General features: G+C 41.8%; 22 protein-coding genes and 1 riboswitch. Of the genes, 14 read left to right on the top strand and 8 right to left on the bottom strand.

Features of this window, described 5'->3' with window-relative positions; all coding sequences use genetic code 11:
- Positions 1-91: 91 nt before the first annotated feature.
- Both ACYQ03_RS16885 and ACYQ03_RS16890 read right to left on the bottom strand, forming a co-directional pair.
- The gene (locus tag ACYQ03_RS16885; protein WP_459911129.1) at positions 92-361 is read right to left on the bottom strand and encodes an alpha/beta-type small acid-soluble spore protein; all 270 of its coding nucleotides are present in this window, start codon (positions 359-361) and stop codon (positions 92-94) included.
- A gap of 185 nt (positions 362-546) precedes the next feature.
- Positions 547-1,032 carry a YhcN/YlaJ family sporulation lipoprotein gene (locus tag ACYQ03_RS16890; protein WP_459911130.1) on the bottom strand — a complete coding sequence of 162 codons (486 nt, stop codon included), beginning with the start codon at positions 1,030-1,032 and terminating at the stop codon, positions 547-549.
- A gap of 195 nt (positions 1,033-1,227) precedes the next feature.
- A riboswitch (glycine riboswitch) is annotated at positions 1,228-1,329 on the top strand.
- A gap of 171 nt (positions 1,330-1,500) precedes the next feature.
- On the opposite strand from ACYQ03_RS16890, the gene gcvT reads away from it, so the two are divergent.
- From gcvT to ACYQ03_RS16915, 5 genes are all read left to right on the top strand, one after another.
- Positions 1,501-2,595, top strand: a complete 1,095-nt coding sequence (gcvT, locus tag ACYQ03_RS16895) for a glycine cleavage system aminomethyltransferase GcvT (protein WP_459911131.1) — start codon at positions 1,501-1,503, stop codon at positions 2,593-2,595.
- 3 nt (positions 2,596-2,598) lie between these two features.
- A complete protein-coding gene (gcvH, locus tag ACYQ03_RS16900) occupies positions 2,599-2,982 on the top strand; it encodes a glycine cleavage system protein GcvH (RefSeq protein WP_459911132.1) in 384 nt (127 codons plus the stop codon).
- Positions 2,983-3,003: 21 nt separating this feature from the next.
- A complete protein-coding gene (gene gcvPA, locus ACYQ03_RS16905; RefSeq protein ID WP_459911133.1) occupies positions 3,004-4,344 on the top strand; it encodes an aminomethyl-transferring glycine dehydrogenase subunit GcvPA in 1,341 nt (446 codons plus the stop codon).
- Positions 4,341-5,795, top strand: a complete 1,455-nt coding sequence (gcvPB, locus tag ACYQ03_RS16910; RefSeq protein ID WP_459911134.1) for an aminomethyl-transferring glycine dehydrogenase subunit GcvPB — start codon at positions 4,341-4,343, stop codon at positions 5,793-5,795. The genes gcvPA and gcvPB overlap by 4 nt, the downstream gene beginning before the upstream one ends.
- Before the next feature lie 216 nt (positions 5,796-6,011).
- Positions 6,012-6,977, top strand: coding sequence for a cation diffusion facilitator family transporter (locus tag ACYQ03_RS16915; RefSeq protein ID WP_459911135.1), 966 nt, complete (start codon positions 6,012-6,014; stop codon positions 6,975-6,977).
- A gap of 39 nt (positions 6,978-7,016) precedes the next feature.
- Here the strand turns inward: ACYQ03_RS16915 and ACYQ03_RS16920 are convergent, their stop codons facing one another.
- Positions 7,017-7,391, bottom strand: coding sequence for a hypothetical protein (locus tag ACYQ03_RS16920; RefSeq protein ID WP_459911136.1), 375 nt, complete (start codon positions 7,389-7,391; stop codon positions 7,017-7,019).
- A gap of 222 nt (positions 7,392-7,613) precedes the next feature.
- Complete coding sequence (locus tag ACYQ03_RS16925; RefSeq protein ID WP_459911137.1) at positions 7,614-8,513, bottom strand: DMT family transporter; 900 nt, start codon at positions 8,511-8,513, stop codon at positions 7,614-7,616.
- Positions 8,514-8,716: 203 nt separating this feature from the next.
- Between ACYQ03_RS16925 and ACYQ03_RS16930 the strand changes: the two genes are divergently transcribed.
- The 3 genes from ACYQ03_RS16930 (at position 8,717) to ACYQ03_RS16940 (ending at position 10,979) form a co-directional block, all read left to right on the top strand.
- Positions 8,717-9,508 carry a basic amino acid ABC transporter substrate-binding protein gene (locus tag ACYQ03_RS16930; RefSeq protein ID WP_459911138.1) on the top strand — a complete coding sequence of 264 codons (792 nt, stop codon included), beginning with the start codon at positions 8,717-8,719 and terminating at the stop codon, positions 9,506-9,508.
- Positions 9,509-9,604: 96 nt separating this feature from the next.
- Entirely contained in the window at positions 9,605-10,270 is a 666-nt protein-coding gene (locus ACYQ03_RS16935) for an amino acid ABC transporter permease (RefSeq protein ID WP_459911139.1), read from the top strand.
- Entirely contained in the window at positions 10,257-10,979 is a 723-nt protein-coding gene (locus ACYQ03_RS16940; protein WP_459911140.1) for an amino acid ABC transporter ATP-binding protein, read from the top strand. The genes ACYQ03_RS16935 and ACYQ03_RS16940 overlap by 14 nt, the downstream gene beginning before the upstream one ends.
- 77 nt (positions 10,980-11,056) lie before the next feature.
- Here ACYQ03_RS16940 and ACYQ03_RS16945 read toward each other — a convergent pair whose 3' ends face one another.
- Positions 11,057-11,332: a transcriptional regulator gene (locus ACYQ03_RS16945; protein ID WP_459911141.1), complete on the bottom strand. Its 276-nt coding sequence runs from the start codon at positions 11,330-11,332 to the stop codon at positions 11,057-11,059.
- A 198-nt stretch (positions 11,333-11,530) separates the two neighbouring features.
- On the opposite strand from ACYQ03_RS16945, the gene recJ reads away from it, so the two are divergent.
- The 6 genes from recJ (at position 11,531) to ACYQ03_RS16975 (ending at position 19,243) form a co-directional block, all read left to right on the top strand.
- Positions 11,531-14,194: a single-stranded-DNA-specific exonuclease RecJ gene (gene recJ, locus ACYQ03_RS16950; RefSeq protein WP_459911142.1), complete on the top strand. Its 2,664-nt coding sequence runs from the start codon at positions 11,531-11,533 to the stop codon at positions 14,192-14,194.
- Positions 14,195-14,209: 15 nt separating this feature from the next.
- Positions 14,210-14,728: an adenine phosphoribosyltransferase gene (locus ACYQ03_RS16955; protein ID WP_459911143.1), complete on the top strand. Its 519-nt coding sequence runs from the start codon at positions 14,210-14,212 to the stop codon at positions 14,726-14,728.
- A 25-nt stretch (positions 14,729-14,753) separates the two neighbouring features.
- Positions 14,754-16,925 (top strand): RelA/SpoT family protein, encoded by a 2,172-nt coding sequence (locus ACYQ03_RS16960; protein WP_459911144.1) that lies wholly within the window; start codon positions 14,754-14,756, stop codon positions 16,923-16,925.
- Between the two features lie 30 nt (positions 16,926-16,955).
- Complete coding sequence (gene dtd / locus ACYQ03_RS16965; protein WP_459911145.1) at positions 16,956-17,405, top strand: D-aminoacyl-tRNA deacylase; 450 nt, start codon at positions 16,956-16,958, stop codon at positions 17,403-17,405.
- 30 nt (positions 17,406-17,435) lie between these two features.
- Positions 17,436-18,053, top strand: a complete 618-nt coding sequence (locus ACYQ03_RS16970; protein ID WP_459911146.1) for an MBL fold metallo-hydrolase — start codon at positions 17,436-17,438, stop codon at positions 18,051-18,053.
- A 275-nt stretch (positions 18,054-18,328) separates the two neighbouring features.
- Entirely contained in the window at positions 18,329-19,243 is a 915-nt protein-coding gene (locus ACYQ03_RS16975) for a TIGR01777 family oxidoreductase (protein ID WP_459911147.1), read from the top strand.
- Between the two features lie 137 nt (positions 19,244-19,380).
- Here the strand turns inward: ACYQ03_RS16975 and ACYQ03_RS16980 are convergent, their stop codons facing one another.
- The 3 genes from ACYQ03_RS16980 to kamA all read right to left on the bottom strand — a co-directional run bounded on the left by ACYQ03_RS16980 (position 19,381) and on the right by kamA (position 21,713).
- Complete coding sequence (locus tag ACYQ03_RS16980) at positions 19,381-19,524, bottom strand: hypothetical protein (protein ID WP_459911148.1); 144 nt, start codon at positions 19,522-19,524, stop codon at positions 19,381-19,383.
- A gap of 107 nt (positions 19,525-19,631) precedes the next feature.
- Positions 19,632-20,486 carry a putative beta-lysine N-acetyltransferase gene (ablB, locus tag ACYQ03_RS16985; RefSeq protein WP_459911149.1) on the bottom strand — a complete coding sequence of 285 codons (855 nt, stop codon included), beginning with the start codon at positions 20,484-20,486 and terminating at the stop codon, positions 19,632-19,634.
- Positions 20,487-20,489: 3 nt separating this feature from the next.
- A complete protein-coding gene (gene kamA, locus ACYQ03_RS16990; protein WP_459911150.1) occupies positions 20,490-21,713 on the bottom strand; it encodes a lysine 2,3-aminomutase in 1,224 nt (407 codons plus the stop codon).
- Positions 21,714-21,876 lie beyond the last annotated feature (163 nt).

Below are 21,876 nucleotides of genomic sequence, written 5' to 3' on the forward strand. Positions count from 1 at the left end.
TCGTGAAACTATTTTTCAATAGCTAACGACACTCTTTTTGATATTTATTCTACAGCTATGACGTAAGTGGAACTGTAGGGAACGATAATCATTAATCTTTAGCTCGCAGTGCATCTAGATCAATAATACCCTTTTTTGCTCGCTGGGTAATAATGCCGCCGATCCGCCCTGACTCAGCTGATGTCAAGCCGCCCCAACCATCTTGCTTAACCTTATGGGCTAGGCCCAATTCTTCGGCAATCTCCAGTTTCAATAAATCCATCGGGGTGGGCTTCTTTTCCTTTTTCTTGCCGTCCCTTTGTACTTTACTGTCCTTTTTCTTTTTAATAGTATGATTTAACTTTTGAACCACAGAATCCATGCTAACCTCCCAAATTTGCACAAATGCACATAATGAAGTTTGGTCTTAACCACTGATCAAATACAGTGGCCATGTGCTAAAGCCCCTTGAACATAACATGCATAAAAAAGCCCAAGGCCCAAGGCTCATGGCCCAAGGCCTCTCCGGAAAGCTAATAGCTAAAGACTAAAAGCTAATGGTTAATTTTACTTGGTTCTAGGTGTCAGTCTAGTATTGATATCCTCAAATTCCTCATTAAAGGATGAGATAGGTTTCCCCTGGGAAATTCCCTGTCCTATTTTTTTGATTCTAGTCACGGTATCAATATCCGAGGTAACAATAACAGTGTAATTTTGATCAATATTTTTCACTCGATCAGTGACATTTTGTTCTATTTGGGCAGAATGGGTAGTCTCTAAATTTGCGTTTAAGTCTAGGCCCAAATAAATTCTCTTACCGGAGATTACTGCTGTGGAACCCTGCACGCCTTCCACTTGATTTGCTTCATTAACCACCCGATCTGCTAAATCCTGAGGGTAATTTTGATTCTGGGTGGTATTGTTATTAGGCTTAGCTGGGACCTGTTGTGTTGGATCAAGAGGCTTCTTGGCGGCAGTGCAGCCGCCAAAGACAAGGGAAGTACCCAATAATAATGTCAGGGATAATAATGTTAAATTTTTGAATTTATTCAAGTTAGCTCCTCCTTTGAATGATATTATTTTTATTATTTCTTAACTGCAATAGATTATGCTAACAATAGTTTACCTACCTGGTTACTATGATCTAATGTGACTTGATCCATGAGGAAGATATTATTTTCACATTAGTTAGAAAAAGAGGAATTTTTGAAAATAGGAAGAAATGTTTATAAAAATCAATATTTTTGGATGATGGCTGCGGGAGAGATCCAAGGGGGCGCCGAAGGAGCAATTCTGTTTATGGCTGTGTAAACAGGTTAAACTCTCAGGCAAAAGGACTGCGGTCGGACAAACTCTGGAGAGTACTGCTTATAATGGCGGACACCCAAGGGGAAGCTTCAAATGGAAGTCATCTCTCAGGTTACAAGGACAGAGTTATACCAGTAAGGGTATAGCTTTGTCCTTTTTGTTTTTACACTTAAAATATTTAGCCAAGAGACATAATAATAGGGAGGTGGAGGTATGCAGGAATTAAAACGTACGCCTTTATTCCAGGTGCATTTGTCTGCAGGGGCAAAGATGGTGGAATTTGGTGGCTGGCTAATGCCAGTCCAGTATGAAGGAATAATTAAAGAACATCAGGCTGTGCGTTCTGCTGCTGGGTTATTTGATGTTTCCCATATGGGAGAAATCCAAATATCAGGTTTAGCTGCTAGGGAATTTGTGCAGAAACTTATAACCAATGATTTATCGAGGCTAAAGCCAGGGTGTGCCCTTTATTCTCCTATGTGCAACTCCCAGGGGGGGACCATTGACGATTTATTGGTCTATCAGTTGGAAGAGCAGCAATATCTATTAGTAGTAAATGCTTCCAATATAGAAAAAGACTTTAACTGGCTTAAAAGAAAACAGACGCCGGATGTGGAGATAAAAAATGTATCCGAAATTACTTGTCAACTGGCCTTGCAGGGACCACGGGCTGAAAAAATCTTACAAAAGTTAACGGCGGTAAATCTCAATGAAATTAGATACTTTTGTTTTGTATACGGCACTGTTGAAGGAATAAATTGCCTTATTTCACGTACAGGTTATACAGGTGAAGCGGGCTTTGAACTTTACTTTCCAGCAGAACATGCAGAAATGCTCTGGCAGGCTATTATGACAACTGGAGCAGAGGAAGGAATTAAACCCGTGGGTTTAGGGGCTAGGGATACCCTACGGTTTGAGGCCTGCTTAGCACTTTATGGTCATGAGCTAACAGATGAGATTTCTCCTTTGATGGCTGGGTTGGGTTGGACAGTAAAATTTAGCAAACCTGAATTTATTGGGAAAGAATCATTGTTTCAACAAAAGGAAGCAGGGCCGGCATATAAATTAGTGGGCCTAGAAATGATTGATAGAGGGATACCCCGTCAGGGTTATGCCATTGTTAGAGAAGGCCAAGAGGTAGGTTGGATAACTTCTGGCACCTTTGCACCAACTATAGGTAAGAATTTAGGTTTGGGCTATGTGGCCGTACAACATGCTGCAATGGGTAATGAATTGTCTGTCATGATTCGCAACAAACCGATTAAAGCACGGATTGTAGAAAAACCATTTTATAAAAGGGAGGACTAAAAGATGAATTTGCAGGAAGATTTAAAGTACACCAAAGAACATGAATGGGTAAGAGTTGAGGGTAATCGGGCTATTATTGGTATTACCGACTATGCTCAGGATTCCTTGGGAGATATTGTATTTGTTGAACTCCCTTCGGTAGGGGAATCCATTGAGGCAGAAAACACCTTTGGCGTGGTGGAATCAGTAAAGACTGCCAGTGATCTGTATGCCCCAGTAAGTGGCAAGGTCCTGGAGATAAATGAAGAGCTCAGTGATGCTCCGGAGCAAGTAAACCAAGATCCCTATGGAAAGGGCTGGATGATTATTGTGGAAATGTCCGATACCTCTGAATTGGACAATTTAATGAATGCCCAGCAATATAAGTCTATGGTAACAGAAGCCTAAAAGGGGAAGAGGTTGGTTAATTTGAAATTCATTCCTCATACTAATGAAGAACTATGCCAGATGTTACGGGACATCGGCATTGAAAACACGGCAGAATTGTTTCAGGATATTCCCTCCCAAATTCGGTTTAACCGCGAACTTGCTGTGGAGGGTGGTTTAACGGAAATAGAATTACAACGCCATCTGTTTTCCATGGCCGGATTAAATCAAGGGGTGGAGGAAAATATTTGCTTTCTAGGTGCTGGAGCCTACGATCATTATGTCCCCAGTGCTGTGAAACATATCTTATCCCGTTCCGAGTTTTATACGGCCTATACACCTTATCAACCGGAAATCAGCCAGGGAGTTCTCCAAAGCATCTTTGAATATCAGAGCATGATCTGTCTGTTGACAGGCATGGATGCTGCCAATGCATCGATGTATGATGGGGCCAGTGCTTTGGCTGAGGCTGCTTTAATGGCCTGTGCTGCCACCCGGCGGGACCAAGTTCTGGTGGCCAAGACTGTACACCCGGAATATCGTGAAGTAATCAAGACCTACTTACGTGGGCCAGCTATCAAAATTTCGGAGATTGCTTACCAGCAGGGTTTGACCCAGACAGACGATCTTAATAATTATCTGGATAAAAACACAGCTGCCATCTTGGTTCAGTATCCCAATTTCTTTGGTTGTATTGAGGATTTGGTAGAATTGGCGGAGAGAGCCCATGCCGTAGGAGCATTACTTGTGGTTTGTGCTGATCCCATTGCCCTGGGATTACTAAGATCTCCGGGACAATGTGGTGCCGATATTGTTGTGGGAGAAGGACAAGCTTTAGGTATTCCCTTGTCCTACGGAGGTCCGTACCTGGGATTTATGGCCTGTAAGGAAAAACTTCTTCGCAAGATGCCTGGAAGAATTGTTGGTCAAACCGTTGATGTAGATGGTAAACGGGCCTATGTATTAACACTCCAAGCACGGGAACAACACATCCGTCGGGATAAGGCAACTTCGAATATATGTTCTAATCAAGCCCTATGTGCTCTGACAGCTACAGTCTATTTAAGTCTGGTGGGTCGGAGAGGATTAAGACAAGTGGCTGAGTTGTGCCTACAAAAGACAGCCTATACAAGGAATTTGCTGTCCTCTCTACCTGGTTATCAGTTAGCATGGCCAACACCAGTGTTTAAGGAATTTGTTATCAAAACCAAGGTATCACCAAAGGTGATTAATCAGAAACTCCTCCAATACAATATTCTAGGTGGTCTTGACCTGGGGCAGTACTATCCTGAACTAAAGGAGCATATGTTATTTTGTGTAACAGAGAAAAGAAGCCGCCAAGATATTGAACTGTTGGCGGAAAGACTGGGGGCAATATCATGACGGAAAAGTTAATTTTTGAACTTAGTTCACCGGGGCGTCCGGGGATTCTTTTTCCGGCCAATGATGTACCAGAAGTTTCCCCCAAAGAACTGTTACCTCCAGAATTTATCAGAGAACAAGAGGTACCTCTGCCGGAAGCCAGTGAAGGTGAAGTGGTTAGACACTTTGTAAGGCTATCCAGAATGAACTTTGGTGTAGACGTTGGTTTTTATCCCCTGGGATCCTGTACTATGAAATACAATCCCAAAATTGCTGAGGATGCAGCGGGGTTAAACGGCTTTGCCAATTTGCACCCCTATCAAGCTGAGGAACTTTGTCAAGGGGCATTACGATTAATGTATGAAACCCAGCTGGACCTGGCTGAAATTACAGGCATGGATGCCTTTACTCTGCAGCCAGCTGCCGGGGCCCATGGCGAGATGACTGGTATGCTGATTATTAAGGCCTATCTAGAAAGTAAGGGAGAAACTGGACGTACCAAGGTTATAGTGCCAGATTCTGCCCATGGTACCAATCCAGCAACGGCAACCCTTTGCGGCTTTCAGGTGGTAGAAGTGAAGTCTGACCAGCGGGGTGGCGTTGATTTGGATGCCTTAAAAAAAGTACTAGGCCCCGATGTGGCAGCCTTGATGCTAACAAATCCTAGTACATTGGGCCTTTTTGAAGAAAATATAAAGGAAATTGCAGACCTAGTACACCAGGCTGGAGGTCTATTATATTACGATGGAGCCAACCTCAATGCCATCATGGGCTATGCCCGACCCGGAGACATGGGTTTTGATGTGATGCACTTAAACCTACATAAGACCTTTGGTACACCCCACGGCGGTGGTGGGCCAGGTTCAGGTCCTGTTGGCGTAAAGGTGGCCTTGGAACCCTTCCTTCCTAAACCAGTGATTGTACAGCAGGATGGGAAATATCTGCTTGATTATCATCGCCCTCAATCCATTGGTCGAGTCAAAGCCTTTTATGGCAATTTTGGCGTGGTAGTAAAGGCCTATACCTATATCAAGGCACTGGGTGGCCGAGGGTTAAAAGAGGTTTCTGAGCATGCTGTACTTAATGCAAACTACCTAATGAAACAGCTCTCAACCCACCTTCAAGTTTCCCATCAAAGAATATGTATGCATGAGTTTGTAGCTTCACCTCCAGGGGATATGAAGGAGCGGGGCATAAAAACCCTTGATATTGCTAAAAGACTGTTGGATTATGGCTATCATCCGCCAACAGTATATTTTCCACTTATTGTAGAAGAAGCCATCATGATTGAGCCGACGGAAACAGAAAACAAAGAAACCCTAGACGAATTTGCCGATAATTTAATCAAAGTATTGGAAGAAGCTAGGAAAAACCCCGAGACTTTAAAAAATGCACCCTTTACCACTCCCGTGCGCAGACTGGACGAAGTAACAGCAGCACGCAAACCTCGCTTAGGATGGTTCCCAGAATAATCGCGGGCTTTGGATACTCTTGATTAAGAGTTTTGTACTATGATATACTGGCAACGGATTCCATGGGACTTCATCTGCACTCAAAGGATGAAGTCCCATTTTTTAGCTATTAGTCATTAGCCATTAGCCATTAGCCTTTAGTAATAAACTAAAAGCTAAAAGCTAAAAGCTAAAAACTAATAGCTAAAAGCTAATGGCTAAAAGGAGAGGATGCAAGTGGTTTCGGTCCAAGAGAAGAAAATGAAGGTAGCACGCCTCTCTATTATCTCCAACACATTTCTAACTTCGGGTAAATTGTTAGTTGGCCTCAGTATGGGGTCCATCGGGGTTATATCTGAAGCTATTCACTCGGGATTGGATTTAATTGCATCCTTTATAGCTTTCATGGCAGTGAGGCATTCGGGAAGGCCTGCTGATGAGGATCATCCCTATGGACATGGAAAATATGAGAATTTGGCCAGTATTATAGAGGCAATTTTAATCCTAGTGGCGGCTATAGGTATTTTTATTCAAGCTGTGCCTAAACTCTGGCAGGGTGGTCAGGAAATAGAATCCCTTGGCTGGGGGGCTGGTGTTATGGCTGTTTCAGCAGCAGTTAACTTTGTTATCTCGAGAAGGTTAATTGCTGTGGGAAAAGAAACTGATTCTCCAGCCCTAGTGGCAGATGGTTGGCACCTAAAAACAGACGTTTATACATCCCTTGGGGTTTTTGTCGGATTGGGGGCTATTTATCTTACGGGATATACCTTACTGGATCCAATTGTGGGAATTATTGTGGGAATCCTGATTGTGAAGGCTAGCTTTAATTTAATCAGGGAATCAATGGGGGTAATGCTGGATGTTAGTTTACCCTCAGAGGAAGAGGGAATAATAAAAAAAGTATTGGCCAAACACTCTGACCAATATATTGAATATCATAGTCTACGTACTCGCAAATCTGGTCCCTACCGATATGTCGACCTTCACTTAGTCGTATTACGGCACTTACCCATTGGTACAGTACACAAATTGTGTGATCAAATTGAGGACGAGATTGAAGGAGAATTACCCGAGGTACAGGTTTTAATTCATTGTGAGCCCTGTGAAGAGGCTAAAGAGATCCTAGAAGAAGTGAGTTGTCCTAGAGATATCTGTCTTGCAGAGGAATGTTCAGCAAGTTCAGAAGGGAAAGATAAAGCATAAAAATGCGACAAGGAGAACCGTCTCCACTGTCGCAAGTGGTTACCGTAAGGCTTCTTTCTGGAAGGATAGATTTTGGCTCCCCATAGGCAAAATGGTGTATGGGGAGATGGTTCCCGCAACACTAACTAGGTTTGGTGCCTTAAAATCAATCTTGATGGAATAAATTCTTTTGATATGGGAGCGAAAGTTCTTTATACTGTATAAGGGCTGGTTATTTTGAACATGCATTTTTAAGTTTTGAGGTAGTTCTATGACTAGAACTACAGGCTTAAATCGACGGTTTAGACCAACCGAATTGCGTGCGTCGATCATTGCCTCCAGCAAAGTACAGCGAATTATGTTTTCTGGCTGAAGTCCCTCTTTCATGACCTTTCGAATCTCATCAAGGGATCCTCCCAAAAAAACGTTAGCCATAGGGTAAGCTCCTTTCCGTCAAGCTAGTTACAGCATCATTAGTTAGTAGACTAATAATGCAAGAATAATGCCAGAAGAAATAAGCGAGATTATGGCCTACGGCATGTTCCGATGTGCACAAGGTGCAATATTAACAAATCTGAATGTTCTAAAAAAACACACAATGTTCTGAAATCGAACAAAAGTAGGAAGGGTTTTCCTTTCCTACTTTTACATTCTCAACTAATAAATTCCTTTACTTCCTTGGGTTTGAACCTTTGGTAATAGGTTGTCTTTAAGTTCAGCAATTAGCATACCAGCCAAAATTAGCAAGCAACCGATCCATTGGGGGAAAGATAATACTTCTCCGGCCCAAAGCCAACCAGTTGCCGCAGCAAAAACTGGTTCCATAATAAAAATAATAGCTGTATGAGTGGCAGAGGTAAATCGTTGCACTGAATTTTGAATTAAAAATGCTAGCGCAGTGGCAGGTATTGCTGTGATTAAAAGACCAGTCCAGACAGGACGGGTAAACTCAGTGGGCATGGTCTCCCAAAGAGCTCCACAAACCAGGCTGATGGCAGCCACCACTCCCACTTGAAGAATGGCCAGTAAGACTGGGTCATGCTGAGGAGCATATTTTCCTACTAGAATAATATGTGCTGCGTAGCAAATAGCACAGAAAAAAACTAAGATATCTCCTAGGTTTATATTTAAGTTGCTTCCCAAAGATAACAAGCCTAGTCCCAGTGTTGCACTGGTGATACCTAAGATAACTGCCAGATTAGGTAGTTTTTTTGAGATTAAAGCTGTAAACAACGGGACTAATACCACGGCTAACCCAGTGATGAAACCTGCATTGGAAGCAGTTGTATATTTCAAACCTATTGTTTGCAAGGCGTATCCCGCAAATAAAAAAACCCCAATAATAGAGCCAGCCTTAACAGTTTCAGCAGTTATATTTTGAAAACGTTTTCTATAAATTAAACCTAGAAAAGCAAAGGCTAGGGCAAAACGAATTCCGATAAAATAATAGGGGCCGATACCTGAAAGAGCGTCTTGTACTACCACAAAGGTTACACCCCAAATAAAGGTAACCCCTAACAGGGCTAAATCAGCCTGTATTTGCAATGCTTTTGTCACTTAACCGCCTCCTGTAAAACATTCCAGTTTATTTTCTCATTCAAAGATTTTGCTGTCAATTTAGAATCAAAATAAAAGAATTTATATAATTTTGTAAAGTGAAGAAGGAATTTGGCTAACTTTGCAGAAGTAAATTTTTATAATCACAGATAAATAAAAATTCAACGTTTAATAATTTGCACTACATTTGGGAGGGAATCGTAATGAAAAAATCTATCAAGTATGCATGGCTGATCGTATTAATGCTAGCTCTTGTAGTTTCTGTGGTGGGTTGCGGTGGCAATGATCAAACACCCGCAAAGGATGCTGCTGAAAAACCAAAACTAGTAGTAGCAGCGGATGCTACCTTTGCACCCTTTGAATTTACCGAAACAAGTACAGGTAAGTATATTGGCTTTGATGTAGAACTGATGGAAGCTATTTGCAATGAAGTAGGTTATGAGATGGAATTTCGTAGCATGGGTTTTGATGGTTTGATTGCTGCTTTACAGGCAAACCAAATTGATGCAGTTATTTCAGCTATGACAATTACTGATGAACGTAAAAAGGCAGTGGATTTCTCTGATCCTTACTACAAGTCTGGCCTGATTGTTGCTGTACAGGCAAGTAACAATGAAATTACTAGCTTTGAGGACTTAAAAGGCAAAAAGCTTGCTGTACAAAGTGGTACCACTGGTGCACTGCAGGCTGAGAAGATCACTGACAAGGATAAGATTACTTATTTCACCAGTTCTGATCAAGCTCTGCTGGAACTTAAAAACGGTGCCGTGGATGCAGTGGTAAATGATTATCCAGTGAGTGCTTATTTTATCCAGCAAGGTAATGATGAAATTAAGCTGGTAGGCGAGATTCTCTCCTCAGAAGAATATGGTATCGCAGTTCCCAAGGGAGAAACCGAGACCCTAGAGAAGATAAATGCTGGTTTGAAAGCAATCAAGGAAAATGGTAAATACACTGAAATTTACAAGAAGTGGTTTGGTGAAGAACCAAAATAAAGGTCGACGGACAACCAGATATCATGTACAATAGTGTATGCGTAACAATTCTGTTACGCATATATTTATGCAACGGAGAAAGAGGTAGGTGAGGCTATGGATATTTTGATGATTTGGCAGGATGCTTTGCCAATATTATTGATGGGTCTGAAAATGACCATTCAGTTAACAATTTTAGCTGTACTTTTTGGATGTATTATAGGTTTGTTTTTTGGGCTGGCAAAATTAAGCCGGATTTCCTTCATTAAAATTCCTGCTGTCATATATATAGAATTTTTCCGGGGATCCCCTTTGCTGGTGCAGCTTTTTTTAATCTACTTTGGCTTACCCCAGATCATTGGTCACCCGGTTGATAAGTTCTGGTCTGCTGTGATTGTCCTTAGCTTAAACAGTGGTGCTTACTGTGCGGAAATATTCAGAGCAGGGATTCAATCCATTGAAAGAGGACAGATGGAGGCAGCCCGCTCCTTAGGCATGACTCATGTACAAGCCATGCGGTATGTTATTCTACCCCAGGCCTTTAAACGGGTTATTCCGCCCCTGGGCAATGAATTTATTGCCATGATGAAAGATACCTCGCTGGTATCAGTCATTGGTTTGGCAGAGCTTGCCCGCAGTGGTCAGCTCTATATTTCAACCACATACAAAGCCTTTCAAATATGGTTCCTGGTGGCAATCTTCTATATTATTATGACTTTGTTGATATCTGAGTTCTTTGTGAACCGCATGGAAAGGAGGCTGCAGGCCGGTGATCGTAGCTAATAATGTAGAAAAAAGTTTTGGTAAGCTTCATGTTCTCCGGGGTATTAGTTTGCATGTAAAGGAACAGGAAGTTGTTGTTATTATTGGTCCTTCCGGTTCTGGCAAAAGTACTTTCCTGCGCTGCCTAAACCTATTGGAGGAACCAACTTCTGGAGACATTACCATTGATAATATGTGTTTAACTGATAAGAGTGCAGATATTAATAAAATAAGGCAAAATGTGGGTATGGTATTTCAACGGTTTAACTTATTTCCCCATAAAACAGCCCTTGAAAATATTACGATAGCACCCATGAAAGTTAAGGGTATGTCTAAAAATGAAGTCAATGCCATTGCGAAAGATTTATTGGCCAAGGTAGGCTTGCAGGATAAAGAAGAAGCCTATCCAGATCAACTTTCAGGTGGGCAACAACAAAGGGTAGCCATAGCAAGGGCTTTGGCTATGAAGCCCAAGGTTATGTTATTTGATGAACCGACTTCAGCCCTAGATCCAGAAATGGTTGGAGAGGTCTTGGGTGTTATGAAGGACTTGGCCCGGGAAGGAATGACAATGGTAGTTGTAACTCATGAGATGGGATTTGCCCGTGAAGTGGGTGATCGGGTTTTATTTATAGATGAAGGAAGAGTCATTGAACAGGGAACTCCTGAGCAAATATTCATGAATGCTCAGCATGAACGAACTAAAGCCTTTTTGAATAAAATTCTTTAATAAGCGTAAAGCAGGGAAGCCTCACCACTCCGTGGGCTTCCCTGTTTGTTTTGAACTTGAAGGTTTGTTCTCGTTATTTAGATAGCTTCCTTCATGAGCTCTAGGTAATCTTCACCTAGCTTGGTTAGGGAACATATTTTGCTCTTTCCCTCTGAAGTTACTTCAACCAGGCCGAGGGCGAATAATTGCATTACTACATGGTCTAGTACAGCTCTTTTAACTTTTGCTGTTAAGGAAAGTTCCTCTTTATTCATTTTTCCTTCGTCAATAAGAGCTCGTAGTACTCTTTCTGCTTCTACAGGTAGTCTGTTGTTAACTTCCTTGAAATATTGTGACATAGTAAGTTCAGTCATTATTTTGCAACCCCTTTGCTAACAGTTAGTTAATGTTATCTAATTAGAGTATTGACATAGAATTGCAAATTTATTCGTTAGTTTGGGAAAAATTATTTTTCTTTAGTATTTTAAACGAAAAAGTGCTTTTTCTTTACCTGATTGATTGACTGTTTTATAATTTAAACTATAATTTACTGAAATTAACGGGGGACTGTCATGAAAAGACAAAAAAAGTGGCAAGTAAAAACACCAAATCCCGCGTTGCAACAGATTCTCTCTATGGAATTAGGCATTTCTAAAATCCTAGCTCAGTTATTAATTAATAGAGGAATATATACAGTTGACCAGGCCAAGGCCTTTCTAGGTAGCGAATTAGACAGAGTGTATAGTCCCTGGCTAATGAAGGATATGGATAAAGCTGTTAATCGAATCCTTACTGCCCAAGAAAAAGGTGAGCCCATTTTAGTGTATGGTGATTATGATGTGGATGGCATAACAGGCACCACTGTTTTGGTTCTGGCCCTGCGTAGGCTTAACTGTAAGGTTGAGTATTTTATTCCCCATCGCTTGGAGGAAGGCTATGGTCTTAATAAGGATGCCCTAGAACGAGCTGTGGAACGAGGTATTGGCCTTGTTGTAACTGTGGACTGTGGTATAAGTGGGGTAGAAGAGGTAGAAGTGGCCAAGGCCTTAGGGCTGGATGTGGTTATTACCGATCACCACGAACCACCCGTACAATTACCTGAAGCATTTGCTGTCTTAGATCCCAAAAGACCCGATTGTAGCTACCCCTTTAAGGAGTTAGCTGGAGTAGGAGTGGCCTTAAAATTAATTCAAGGACTTTTTGAACAGGCTGGGCTAGGCCAACAGGACTGGGAAAATTACATAGATTTAGTATGCCTGGGAACTGTGGCAGATATTGTTCCATTACAAGGTGAAAACCGCATCCTAGTAAAGCATGGACTACCGCATCTCAGCAGAAGTAAGCGGCCCGGTTTACAAGCTTTAATCAAAATCAGTGGTATTAGGTCAGAAGTTTTGGGCACTAGAGAATTAGGTTTTGGTTTAGCCCCCCGTTTAAATGCCGCCGGCAGAATGGGTGATGCTGGTCTCGGTGTAGAACTTTTATTGGCGGAAGATTTTCAGACAGCAGATGAAATTGCCGAAGAATTAAATAGGGGAAACCAAGAAAGACAACAAGTTGAGTCTAAGGTTTTGGCAGAGGCTCTGGCCCTATTAGATGCTGAGCCAGAAATATCTCAGGGTAAGGTTTTGGTGCTGGCTTCTGAAAACTGGCATCCGGGTGTAATTGGTATTGTTGCATCTAGATTGGTAGATCGTTTTTATCGTCCAACTTTTATGATTAGTTTAGAAGCAGGAAAAGGAAAAGGCTCTGCCAGAAGTATAGCAGGATTTAATTTGTATCAGGCTATGGTTAACTGTCAGGATTATTTAGAGCAATTTGGCGGACACGCTATGGCTGCAGGTTTTAGCATACAGGAAGATAAAATAAAAGATTTTCGCAAAGCAATAAATGAAATGGCAGAAGAGACACTGACCGAAGAGCATTTGACCCCCAACCTTGATTTGGACGCATTAATCAACCTTACTGAGTTATCCATGGATACGGTTCAAGAGTTAGCTCAGTTATCTCCTCTGGGGCATTGCAACCCAGGGCCAATGTTAGGTTGCTGTCATGCTACAGTTATTAATTGCCGGGAAGTGGGCAAAAACGGCGGGCATTTAAAAATGAGAGTACGGGAAGAGCAAACTATATTAGATGGAATTGGTTTTAACCTAGCTTCCTATAGTGAAATGCTGGCAGCCAATGATACCGTGGATATGGCTTTTGTTCCTTCTATTAATGTCTGGAATGGTCGTTCTTCTGTTCAACTGGAAGTTAAAGAACTTAAGGAAACAGGTGAAGTGGTTCCTCTGATAAAGGAACTGAATCATGTGGATCGGGAATTAATAACTACATTAAGCAAATCTTTGAATTTACCTGAAGATATGCTTGCAGAAAGTTTGATTCCCTTAGGTGTTTTACATTTGTTAAAACCTCAGAGGAAAGAGTATGAAAGGACAGAAAGCATTCAGGACGATATTCAAATTCTAGATTACAGAAGCAGTCCTGATCGATTGTCAAAGTTGATGCAGTTGGTGGAATCAGAGGAATCCAGTCTCATTGTGGTGGAGAGTACAGCACAGGCCATTCAAGTAGCAACTTATCTTAGTGAAAGGGAATGTTCTTCCACTGGAGGTATTGGTGTTTATCACCCAGGTTTAAGTGGGGACCAAGTTGAACAATTAACAACATTGCTGCAATCCGGCAGAATAAACATACTGGTCGTTACGGCGTTTCATCCTTTAGGGGATCTTGATTTTGAGCAAGTTATTTTCTATTATTTACCTTATCAACCAGCAGAATGTCATCTCCATTGTACCAACTTCACTAAGCTAACTTTGCTGGGAGGGGAATATCAAATTGCTGAAGCGCTAGAACAAATATATGCATTGGCGCCGGAGCGACATGCACTGGGAGAGGTATATAAACTATTGCGCCAGGAGATGAGCCAACAGGGCAGCGGAGACATCTCTACAGAAAAGCTGTGTTTATGTTTAAGAAATTTTTACCCCAAGGCATCGATACATACGGTGGAAATCAGTCTCAGTATACTTCAAGATATGGGCCTACTTAAGTTTAAAAATCAGGGTAATGCTTATTGTTATAAACTAAACCTTAAGGCTAAAGGAGATTTACAAAGTTCACAAACCTTTAACTGGGCGCTTCATACAAAGGAAGAATGCCAGCGTTTTCAAAGAAAGTATCTAGCTGCAACTGACAAGGAATTAAAGAGTTTATTTATTAGCAGTTTATAAGGAGGAGAGTTAGCCATGGATTTTGCCAGCAAAATTCGCTTGATTAAAGATTTCCCCAGGCCGGGCATTAACTTTAGGGATATTACAACTTTGCTGCAGGATGGCGTTGCCTTTAAGCAGGCAGTGGATGCAGTGGCTGAGTTATGTCAAGATCTGGAGACAGACATCATTGCTTGCCCAGAGGCCAGGGGATTTATCCTGGGTGCACCGCTGGCCTATACCATGGGAAAAGGTCTGGTCTTATTAAGAAAGCCCGGTAAGCTACCTGGTAAAACAGTAACGCATAGTTACCAATTAGAATACGGCATGGATTCTTTAGAAGTTCATGAGGGTGCTATTTTGCCAGGCCAGAAAGTATTACTGGTGGATGATGTGCTGGCCACAGGAGGAACAATTATGGCTGGTGTGGAACTAATTAAGAAGTCAGGTGGTCAGGTGGCAGGTATTGCTTTTCTGATCGAGCTAATGGGGCTAAATGCCAGGGAGAAACTAAGTAACTTCCCTGTCTTAACATTACTGCAACTTGAGGCGTAATTATATAATTTATCGGAGGTGAAGCATGTCTTCACTGTTTGAATTAGAACAAAAGGTATTGCTGTATAATCCTTCGGCGGACATTGCTTTCCTCCGAGGGGCCTATAATTTTGCTGAAAATGCTCACAGAGGACAAAAACGAATCTCTGGTGAAGAGTATATTGTTCATCCTTTGGCTATTGCCATTATCCTAGCCGAACTTCAGTTAGATGTACAAACTGTAGCTGCAGGTCTATTACATGATGTTGTGGAAGATACAGGTATTACCTTAAATGATATTGAAAATACCTTTGGGCCGGAAGTTGCAACCATGGTGGACGGAGTCACTAAACTTGGTAAATTGCAGTATCAAACTAAGGAAGAACGGCAAGCTGAAAACCTGCGTAAGATGTTTCTGGCGATGGCCAAAGATATACGGGTAATATTAATCAAACTGGCCGATCGGTTACATAATTTGCGTACTTTGCAGTTTCAATCTGAACGCAAGCAAAAAGAAGTAGCAGAAGAAACCCTACATTTTTTTGCTCCCATGGCGCATCGTTTGGGAATTTACAGAATTAAATGGGAATTAGAGGATTTATCCTTTCGCTATCTGGAACCGGAACAGTATCAGAGGATGAAGATACAGATTGCAAAATCTAGGGCTAAACGTGAGGAATACATCCATGAAGTAATTAAGGAATTGGCTGCCAAGCTATCAGCGGTGAATATTAAGGCAGAAATTCAGGGAAGGCCTAAAAACCTATACTCCATCTACCAAAAAATGGTGGATCAGCAAAAGGAATTAAAGGATATTTTCGATGTCCAGGCAGTACGTGTTCTGGTGAAGTCTGTTAAAGATTGTTATGGTGCTTTGGGAATTGCCCATACCCTATGGAAACCCATACCTGGTCGTTTTAAAGATTATATTGCCATGCCTAAATCCAATATGTATCAGTCTTTGCATACCACTGTCATTGGGCCCAATGGAGACCCGGTAGAAATTCAAATTCGTACCTGGGATATGCATAAAGTGGCTGAATACGGGATTGCTGCCCATTGGAAGTATAAGGAAGGTGTCCAGGAAGAGAAGGACTTTGATAAGAAACTAGCCTGGATTAGACAGATGTTGGATGCCCAACATGATACCAGAGATGCCAGGGAGTTTATGGAGAACCTTAAGGTTGATCTTTTTTCCCAATCTGTTTTTGTCTTTACACCCAAGGGTGACGTTATGGAGTTGCCTGCCGGGGCAATTCCCTTAGATTTTGCCTATAGAATTCACACAGATGTTGGGCATCGTACAGTAGGAGCTAAAATAAATGGCAGGATTGTTCCTCTGGATTATAAATTAAAAAATGGTAATATCGTTGAGATCATTACTTCCAAGGTAAGTAACGGGCCCAGTCGAGACTGGCTTAATATTGTAAAAACCCCCCAGGCTAAAAGCCGTATTCGACTGTGGTTCAAAAAGGAAAGACGGGAAGAGAATATTAACCGCGGCCGAGATGCATTGGAAAGAGAAGCCCGTAAACAGGGTTTAGAACTGGAAATGGTTCGGGGTGATCGGCTGCAGGAATATGCTAAGAAATTGGTCCAGTCTTCTGTTGATGAGTTATATGCTGCCATTGGTGATGGACAGATTATTCCCAGTCAAATAGTCACCAAACTTCGGGAAGAACAGCGTATTGAAAAGGAACGTCGTCCCTTGGCTGAAGAAATGATGAAAAAGGCCGAAGGAAAGGTGGCAGAATGGGGCAAACCAACCCAAGGTATTAGGGTAAAGGGAATAGATAATTTACTGATCCGGTTAGCCCACTGCTGTAACCCAGTTCCCGGTGACCCCATTGTCGGTTATATTACACGGGGTAGAGGTGTTTCTATTCATCGAGCTGATTGCATTAATATTCAACCCATTCAAGGTGATGAACCGGAACGAATTGTCGAGGTAGGTTGGGATAAGGATTTCCAATCCCCTTTTCAGGTAAAACTAGAGATAACAGGGCTAGACAGAGCTGGTTTCCTAAACGATGTGCTAAATGTGCTACTTGATTTGAAGATTAATGCAAGTAGAGTAAACGCAAGATCTAAAAAAGATCAGGTGGCTACTGTAGAATTGGCACTACAGGTCCGTAATACTGAACAACTGGAGTACTTAATGAATAAAATAAAAAAAGTGAAGGATATTTATGGGGTTCATCGAGTATCAACGGGATAGTTTCGTCTTTCACTTTGGAGGTTTAGTTACATGCGTGCAGTGGTACAACGGGTTCAACGGGGTTCTGTGACCGTTAATGATGTGGTTGTTGGTAAAATTGGACGGGGATTGGTAGTACTGTTGGGTGTCGGGCAGGGAGATACCACTGATGATGCTCGCTATCTGGCAGACAAGATTAGTCAACTGAGAATTTTCGATGACGAGCAAGGAAAATTAAATCTCTCCATTCAAGATGTAGGAGGGAGTGTGTTGGCTATATCTCAGTTTACGCTCTTCGGTGACTGTAGAAAAGGGAGGAGACCCAGCTATATAGAGGCAGCAGCACCGGGTTTCGCTAAGGAACTGTACGAAAGCTTTGTGCAGAGATTGGTATGTAATGGTTTGTCCACTGCTACTGGTATTTTTCAGGAACATATGATTGTAGAAATTTTCAACGATGGTCCTGTAACATTACTGTTAGATAGTCGTAAACATTTTTAGGTTTCATAAAAGGATGGAGGGATGTTTTCGGTGATCATTGAAACTTTACCAGTTGGTAATATGGAGGCAAACTGCCATATAATTGGTTGTGAAGAAACTAGAAAAGCCATAGTGGTGGATCCTGGAGAAGAAGCAGATCGTATCCAGGCTAGATTAAACAAGCTTAATTTAAAGGCAGAAGCCATTGTGCTAACCCATGGTCACGTGGACCATATTGGCGCCCTTGGTGAACTTAAAGAGCTCACAGGGGCCAAGGTCATGATCCACACCCAGGATGGCGAAATGCTCACCAATCCGAAAAAAAATCTATCGGCCTGGATGGGGTATCAAATGAGTTTTCAACCGGCAGAGAGGTTATTAGAAGATGGAGATACCATTGAGGTTGGCAAGATAACCCTGGAGGTACTTCATACCCCTGGACACACCCCCGGCGGTATTTGCCTTAAGGCAGGGAAGGACCTCTTTAGTGGGGACACTTTGTTCGCCCAATCCATTGGCAGAAGCGATTTTCCGGGCGGCAGCCATACCACGCTAATTCGTTCTATTAAGAATAAATTACTTGTGCTTCCTGAGGATACTAAGGTTTATACAGGGCATGGCCCAGCTACTACCATTGGCCTGGAGAAAAGACATAATCCTTTCTTATAACAGCAACGCCACGGTTATCTGTGGCGTTGTTTTAGTAGCCTTTAGCTTTAGAGCTTTGGGAGAAGGACAGGACGTCGAATCTGAGGCGACCCTGATTTCGCCTGGAACCAGTCTTAGACTTATCGGCGTGGAGCCTAGAAGCGAACGGGGGATAACGATAGCCCCTACGCTGATGTAATATCCCCTACACAACCCTGTGAAAATAAAAGAATATCCTAATCAACAAGGAATAAAATTGTAGAGGTGTATGGAAGGTAAGCAAGGAGGGATAATCAGTGAATTTACTGATTACTGGTGGAACCGGTTTTGTAGGTTCATCCTTGGTCAAACATCTTACAGAACTAAACTATCAGGTTGTGATTGTCTCCCGAAAGGAACATGCTCCTGGATCAGGTATTGTTTATACTAAGGTTCCTGGCCCTAATCAAAGGTTTTCCCGAGGACTTATTGAGCAGTTGGATGGCGTTATCAATCTAGGGGGTCACAATATTTCTCAGGGACGCTGGAGTAAGGCTGTCAAGAAACGTATATTGGAAAGTCGATTGCAGTTAACCAAACAAATTGTAGATAGTATAGGCAGAAATAAAAGTGAGGGCTTGGCCTATCCTAAGGTGCTGATCAATGCATCAGCTGTAGGATATTACGGTACCCATCCCCAGCAGGTTTTTCAAGAAGAGAGTCCTAGGGGCAAAGGTTTTCTGGCTGAAGTATGTCAAGGCTGGGAGCAGGCAGCCCGGGAAGCCGAAAAATACGGTGTTAGGGTGGTCTTATTACGATTAGGTATGGTGCTTGGGCCAGGTGGGGCTTTGCAGAAAATGACACTACCCTATAGGTATGGCTGTGGAGGTTACATAGGTGGAGGTCAGCAGTGGTGTTCTTGGATTCATAGGGATGATGTGGTAAACATTGCTACTCAGGCACTGGAGGGGGGAACCTGGGAAGGGGTATATAACCTTTGCAGCCCCAATGCTGTTACCATGAAGGAGTTGAACAAAGTCATTTCTGACGTCTTAGGCAAAAGATCTTGGACTAGAATGCCCGCCCTTATGGCTAGGCTAGTAATGGGGGAAATGGCGGAGGAACTTCTAATCAATGGACAGAAAGTAATGCCCCGGAGACTTATGGCCAGGAACTACCATTTTAAATTCCCAGAGATACAGCCAGCTTTAAAGGATATATTAGGAACATAAAAATATTTGCCATCAGCCGTTAGTCTTCAGCTTTAGGAGCTTGGGAGAGACCGTGGGCCTTGGGCTTTTGTGCATGCATTGGTTAAGGATCATAGCCCATGGTCCACAGCACAGGGCACATGGCCAGTTAATATGGATTAATGGGTTTCATCATAGGATAGTGTAGTAACCTTAGTGAAGTCACCTTTCTCGACCTGGTGTGGAGTGGCAGATTTTTCTAAAAAATCTCGCATGCCAGCCGCAACTACCGGTTCCTGTTCTTTTTTATTTCTGTTAGCCATATTCATACTCAGCCCTTTCAATAAATTCATTATGCTAATATTCTTTTTCATTAAGTTGTAAAATATGAAGCCAAAAGCACTGAACTATCTTTGTCCAGTGCTTTTTGTTAGACTAATTTATGGCAATCAAGGGTAGGTTTTACCCAAATGTTCATATTTTCAAAATCCCCTGCAATATGGCAGTTGTTAATTAGGCTGCCCTGGAACTCATAACCAAGACGATGAAAGACCAAATTCATTCCATAGGAAGATGCACGGGCTAAGCTGTAAAGACAATGAATACCCTTTGTTTGACAATTTTCTTCCAATCTTTTTAATAAGATTGTATTTAAACCCATGCCACGGTAGTCTGGGTGAGTTGCACAATTGGTTAATTCTGCGTGGCTTTGGTTCCAGTCAATTTCTGCAGTTGCTACGCTGGCTAGGGTACTACCGTCATAGCATGTCATATATAGGTCACCTTTTTGGATTGCTTCATTCAGGTAATTTGAGTCATAAACCGGGGTAGGGTAGCTTTTAAATACAGTTTTAAACAACTCGGCTATTTTCTCAACATGTTGGCTAGTCGCAAATTTTATTGAAAACCTGTTTGGGAGGATCATATCATATTCTCTAGATTGTCCCAAGATTTTTTGCAACATTTGCTCTTCCTCGAGAAGAGAACCTGAAGTACGACGTTTCTCTAATAAATAGGTTGTTAAGAAATGAGCGTCTGAACCTTGAAAATAACCTTTTATTACCCCTTCTAGTTGAAAATCGTTACCTTGTAGGAGGGTTAAATCTTTTTCTTTGACTGGGAAAATAATTTTTTCAATGTTTTGTTTTTTTGCTAAGTCCAAGAGAAAGAAGCGTAAAGCTGGTGCATGATTAAAACTATATTCATTTACCCAAATGCGTCTGTTGAATAGATCTAAATTAGCTTGAAGAGAAAACTCAGGTTTGTTTATTGTAATGGTGTGCATGTTTTAACGACTTCCTTCTACAGCAATCATTTTTTCTTCTGCCTCTAGAGTAATTCTACCACTTTGCATTAAACCTGCAACGCCCAAATTAGAGGTTTTAATTTTTTCATCTTCCGCTCCTGGCTCGGTATAAAGATAAACTTTGCCCTCAAAATTTCTCAGAACAGTTTTTCCTTTACCCTGTGATAACAGATAATTTGGCCCTATGGGAATCTTACCCCCACCACCTGGGGCGTCAATGACGTAGGTGGGAACCGCAAGCCCTGAGGTGTGGCCCCGTAAACTTTCCATAATTTCAATACCCGTGCTTACTGAAGTTCTGAAATGTCCAATTCCTTCAGAAAGATCACATTGATACAGATAATAGGGACGAATACGAATCTTCATCAGGTCCTGTACCAACTTTTTCATAATGTCAGCACGATCATTTACGCCACGGAGTAAAACGGACTGATTATTTATAGGAATGCCAGCTTTAGCTAAGCGGGCAACTGCTGCTGTAGCTTCCGGAGTTATTTCCCGAGGGTGGTTAAAGTGTGTATTAATCCATACCGGGTGGTATTTTTCAAGTATATTACATAGTTCCTGAGTAATCCGTTGAGGTAAGACAACCGGTGTCCGAGTACCGAAACGGATAATTTCAACATGTTTGATGGCGCGTAACTTCTTGAGGATATATTCTAATTTCTCATCACTTAAAGTAAAGGGGTCTCCACCGGATATAACCACATCTCGAATAGTTGTGTTACTCCGTATATAGGAGAATGCAAGTTCTAGTTGGTTTTTTGGTAAAGATCGATCATTTTGTCCAGCCATGCGGCGCCGTGTACAATGACGACAGTACATGGAACAACAATCTGTAACCAGCAACAACACCCGGTCGGGGTAACGGTGGGTTAAACCTGGAACAGGAGAGTCCACATCCTCGTGTAAGGGGTCTCTCATATCTCCCTTCGTACAGACCAGTTCCTTGGCATTTGGTATAGCTTGTAGCCTTATAGGACATTGACGATCGTCAGCTCGAATTAAGCTTGCATAGTAAGGAGTTATAGCCATTCTAAATTTTCTTAGGCAGGCAGATATCCCATCTTTTTCCTTAGGAGTTAAAGTTACAAACTTTGAGAGTCTATCTACCGTGGTGATACGATTACTAATTTGCCAGTGCCAATCATTCCATTGTTCCTCGGTAGCATGCCATTTTTCCAATAGTTCTTTCAAACTATGCATAGAATACCCCCTTGTTTTTTGTATTTAAATCAAGTATTTTATACAAGCAATCTATCGATAGCATAATTGTAAAATGTTGCAAGACAACTTTTTGTAACAAACCAAGTTGTTTATTTGACAACTTATTATAACATATTGAGTTGTCAGTCAACAAATAACTAAC

The sequence above is a fragment of the Desulfotomaculum defluvii genome, assembly GCF_054657375.1.

Bases quoted from the DNA above. Each gene is read 5' to 3' on its own strand.
- ACYQ03_RS16885 (WP_459911129.1), bottom strand. From the start codon at position 361: ATGGATTCTGTGGTTCAAAAGTTAAATCATACTATTAAAAAGAAAAAG.
- gcvT (WP_459911131.1), top strand. From the start codon at position 1,501: ATGCAGGAATTAAAACGTACGCCTTTATTCCAGGTGCATTTGTCTGCA.
- gcvH (WP_459911132.1), top strand. From the start codon at position 2,599: ATGAATTTGCAGGAAGATTTAAAGTACACCAAAGAACATGAATGGGTA.
- gcvPB (WP_459911134.1), top strand. From the start codon at position 4,341: ATGACGGAAAAGTTAATTTTTGAACTTAGTTCACCGGGGCGTCCGGGG.
- ACYQ03_RS16920 (WP_459911136.1), bottom strand. From the start codon at position 7,391: ATGGCTAACGTTTTTTTGGGAGGATCCCTTGATGAGATTCGAAAGGTC.
- ACYQ03_RS16930 (WP_459911138.1), top strand. From the start codon at position 8,717: ATGAAAAAATCTATCAAGTATGCATGGCTGATCGTATTAATGCTAGCT.
- ACYQ03_RS16935 (WP_459911139.1), top strand. From the start codon at position 9,605: ATGGATATTTTGATGATTTGGCAGGATGCTTTGCCAATATTATTGATG.
- ACYQ03_RS16945 (WP_459911141.1), bottom strand. From the start codon at position 11,332: ATGACTGAACTTACTATGTCACAATATTTCAAGGAAGTTAACAACAGA.
- recJ (WP_459911142.1), top strand. From the start codon at position 11,531: ATGAAAAGACAAAAAAAGTGGCAAGTAAAAACACCAAATCCCGCGTTG.
- ACYQ03_RS16955 (WP_459911143.1), top strand. From the start codon at position 14,210: ATGGATTTTGCCAGCAAAATTCGCTTGATTAAAGATTTCCCCAGGCCG.
- ACYQ03_RS16960 (WP_459911144.1), top strand. From the start codon at position 14,754: ATGTCTTCACTGTTTGAATTAGAACAAAAGGTATTGCTGTATAATCCT.
- dtd (WP_459911145.1), top strand. From the start codon at position 16,956: ATGCGTGCAGTGGTACAACGGGTTCAACGGGGTTCTGTGACCGTTAAT.
- ACYQ03_RS16980 (WP_459911148.1), bottom strand. From the start codon at position 19,524: ATGGCTAACAGAAATAAAAAAGAACAGGAACCGGTAGTTGCGGCTGGC.
- ablB (WP_459911149.1), bottom strand. From the start codon at position 20,486: ATGCACACCATTACAATAAACAAACCTGAGTTTTCTCTTCAAGCTAAT.
- kamA (WP_459911150.1), bottom strand. From the start codon at position 21,713: ATGCATAGTTTGAAAGAACTATTGGAAAAATGGCATGCTACCGAGGAA.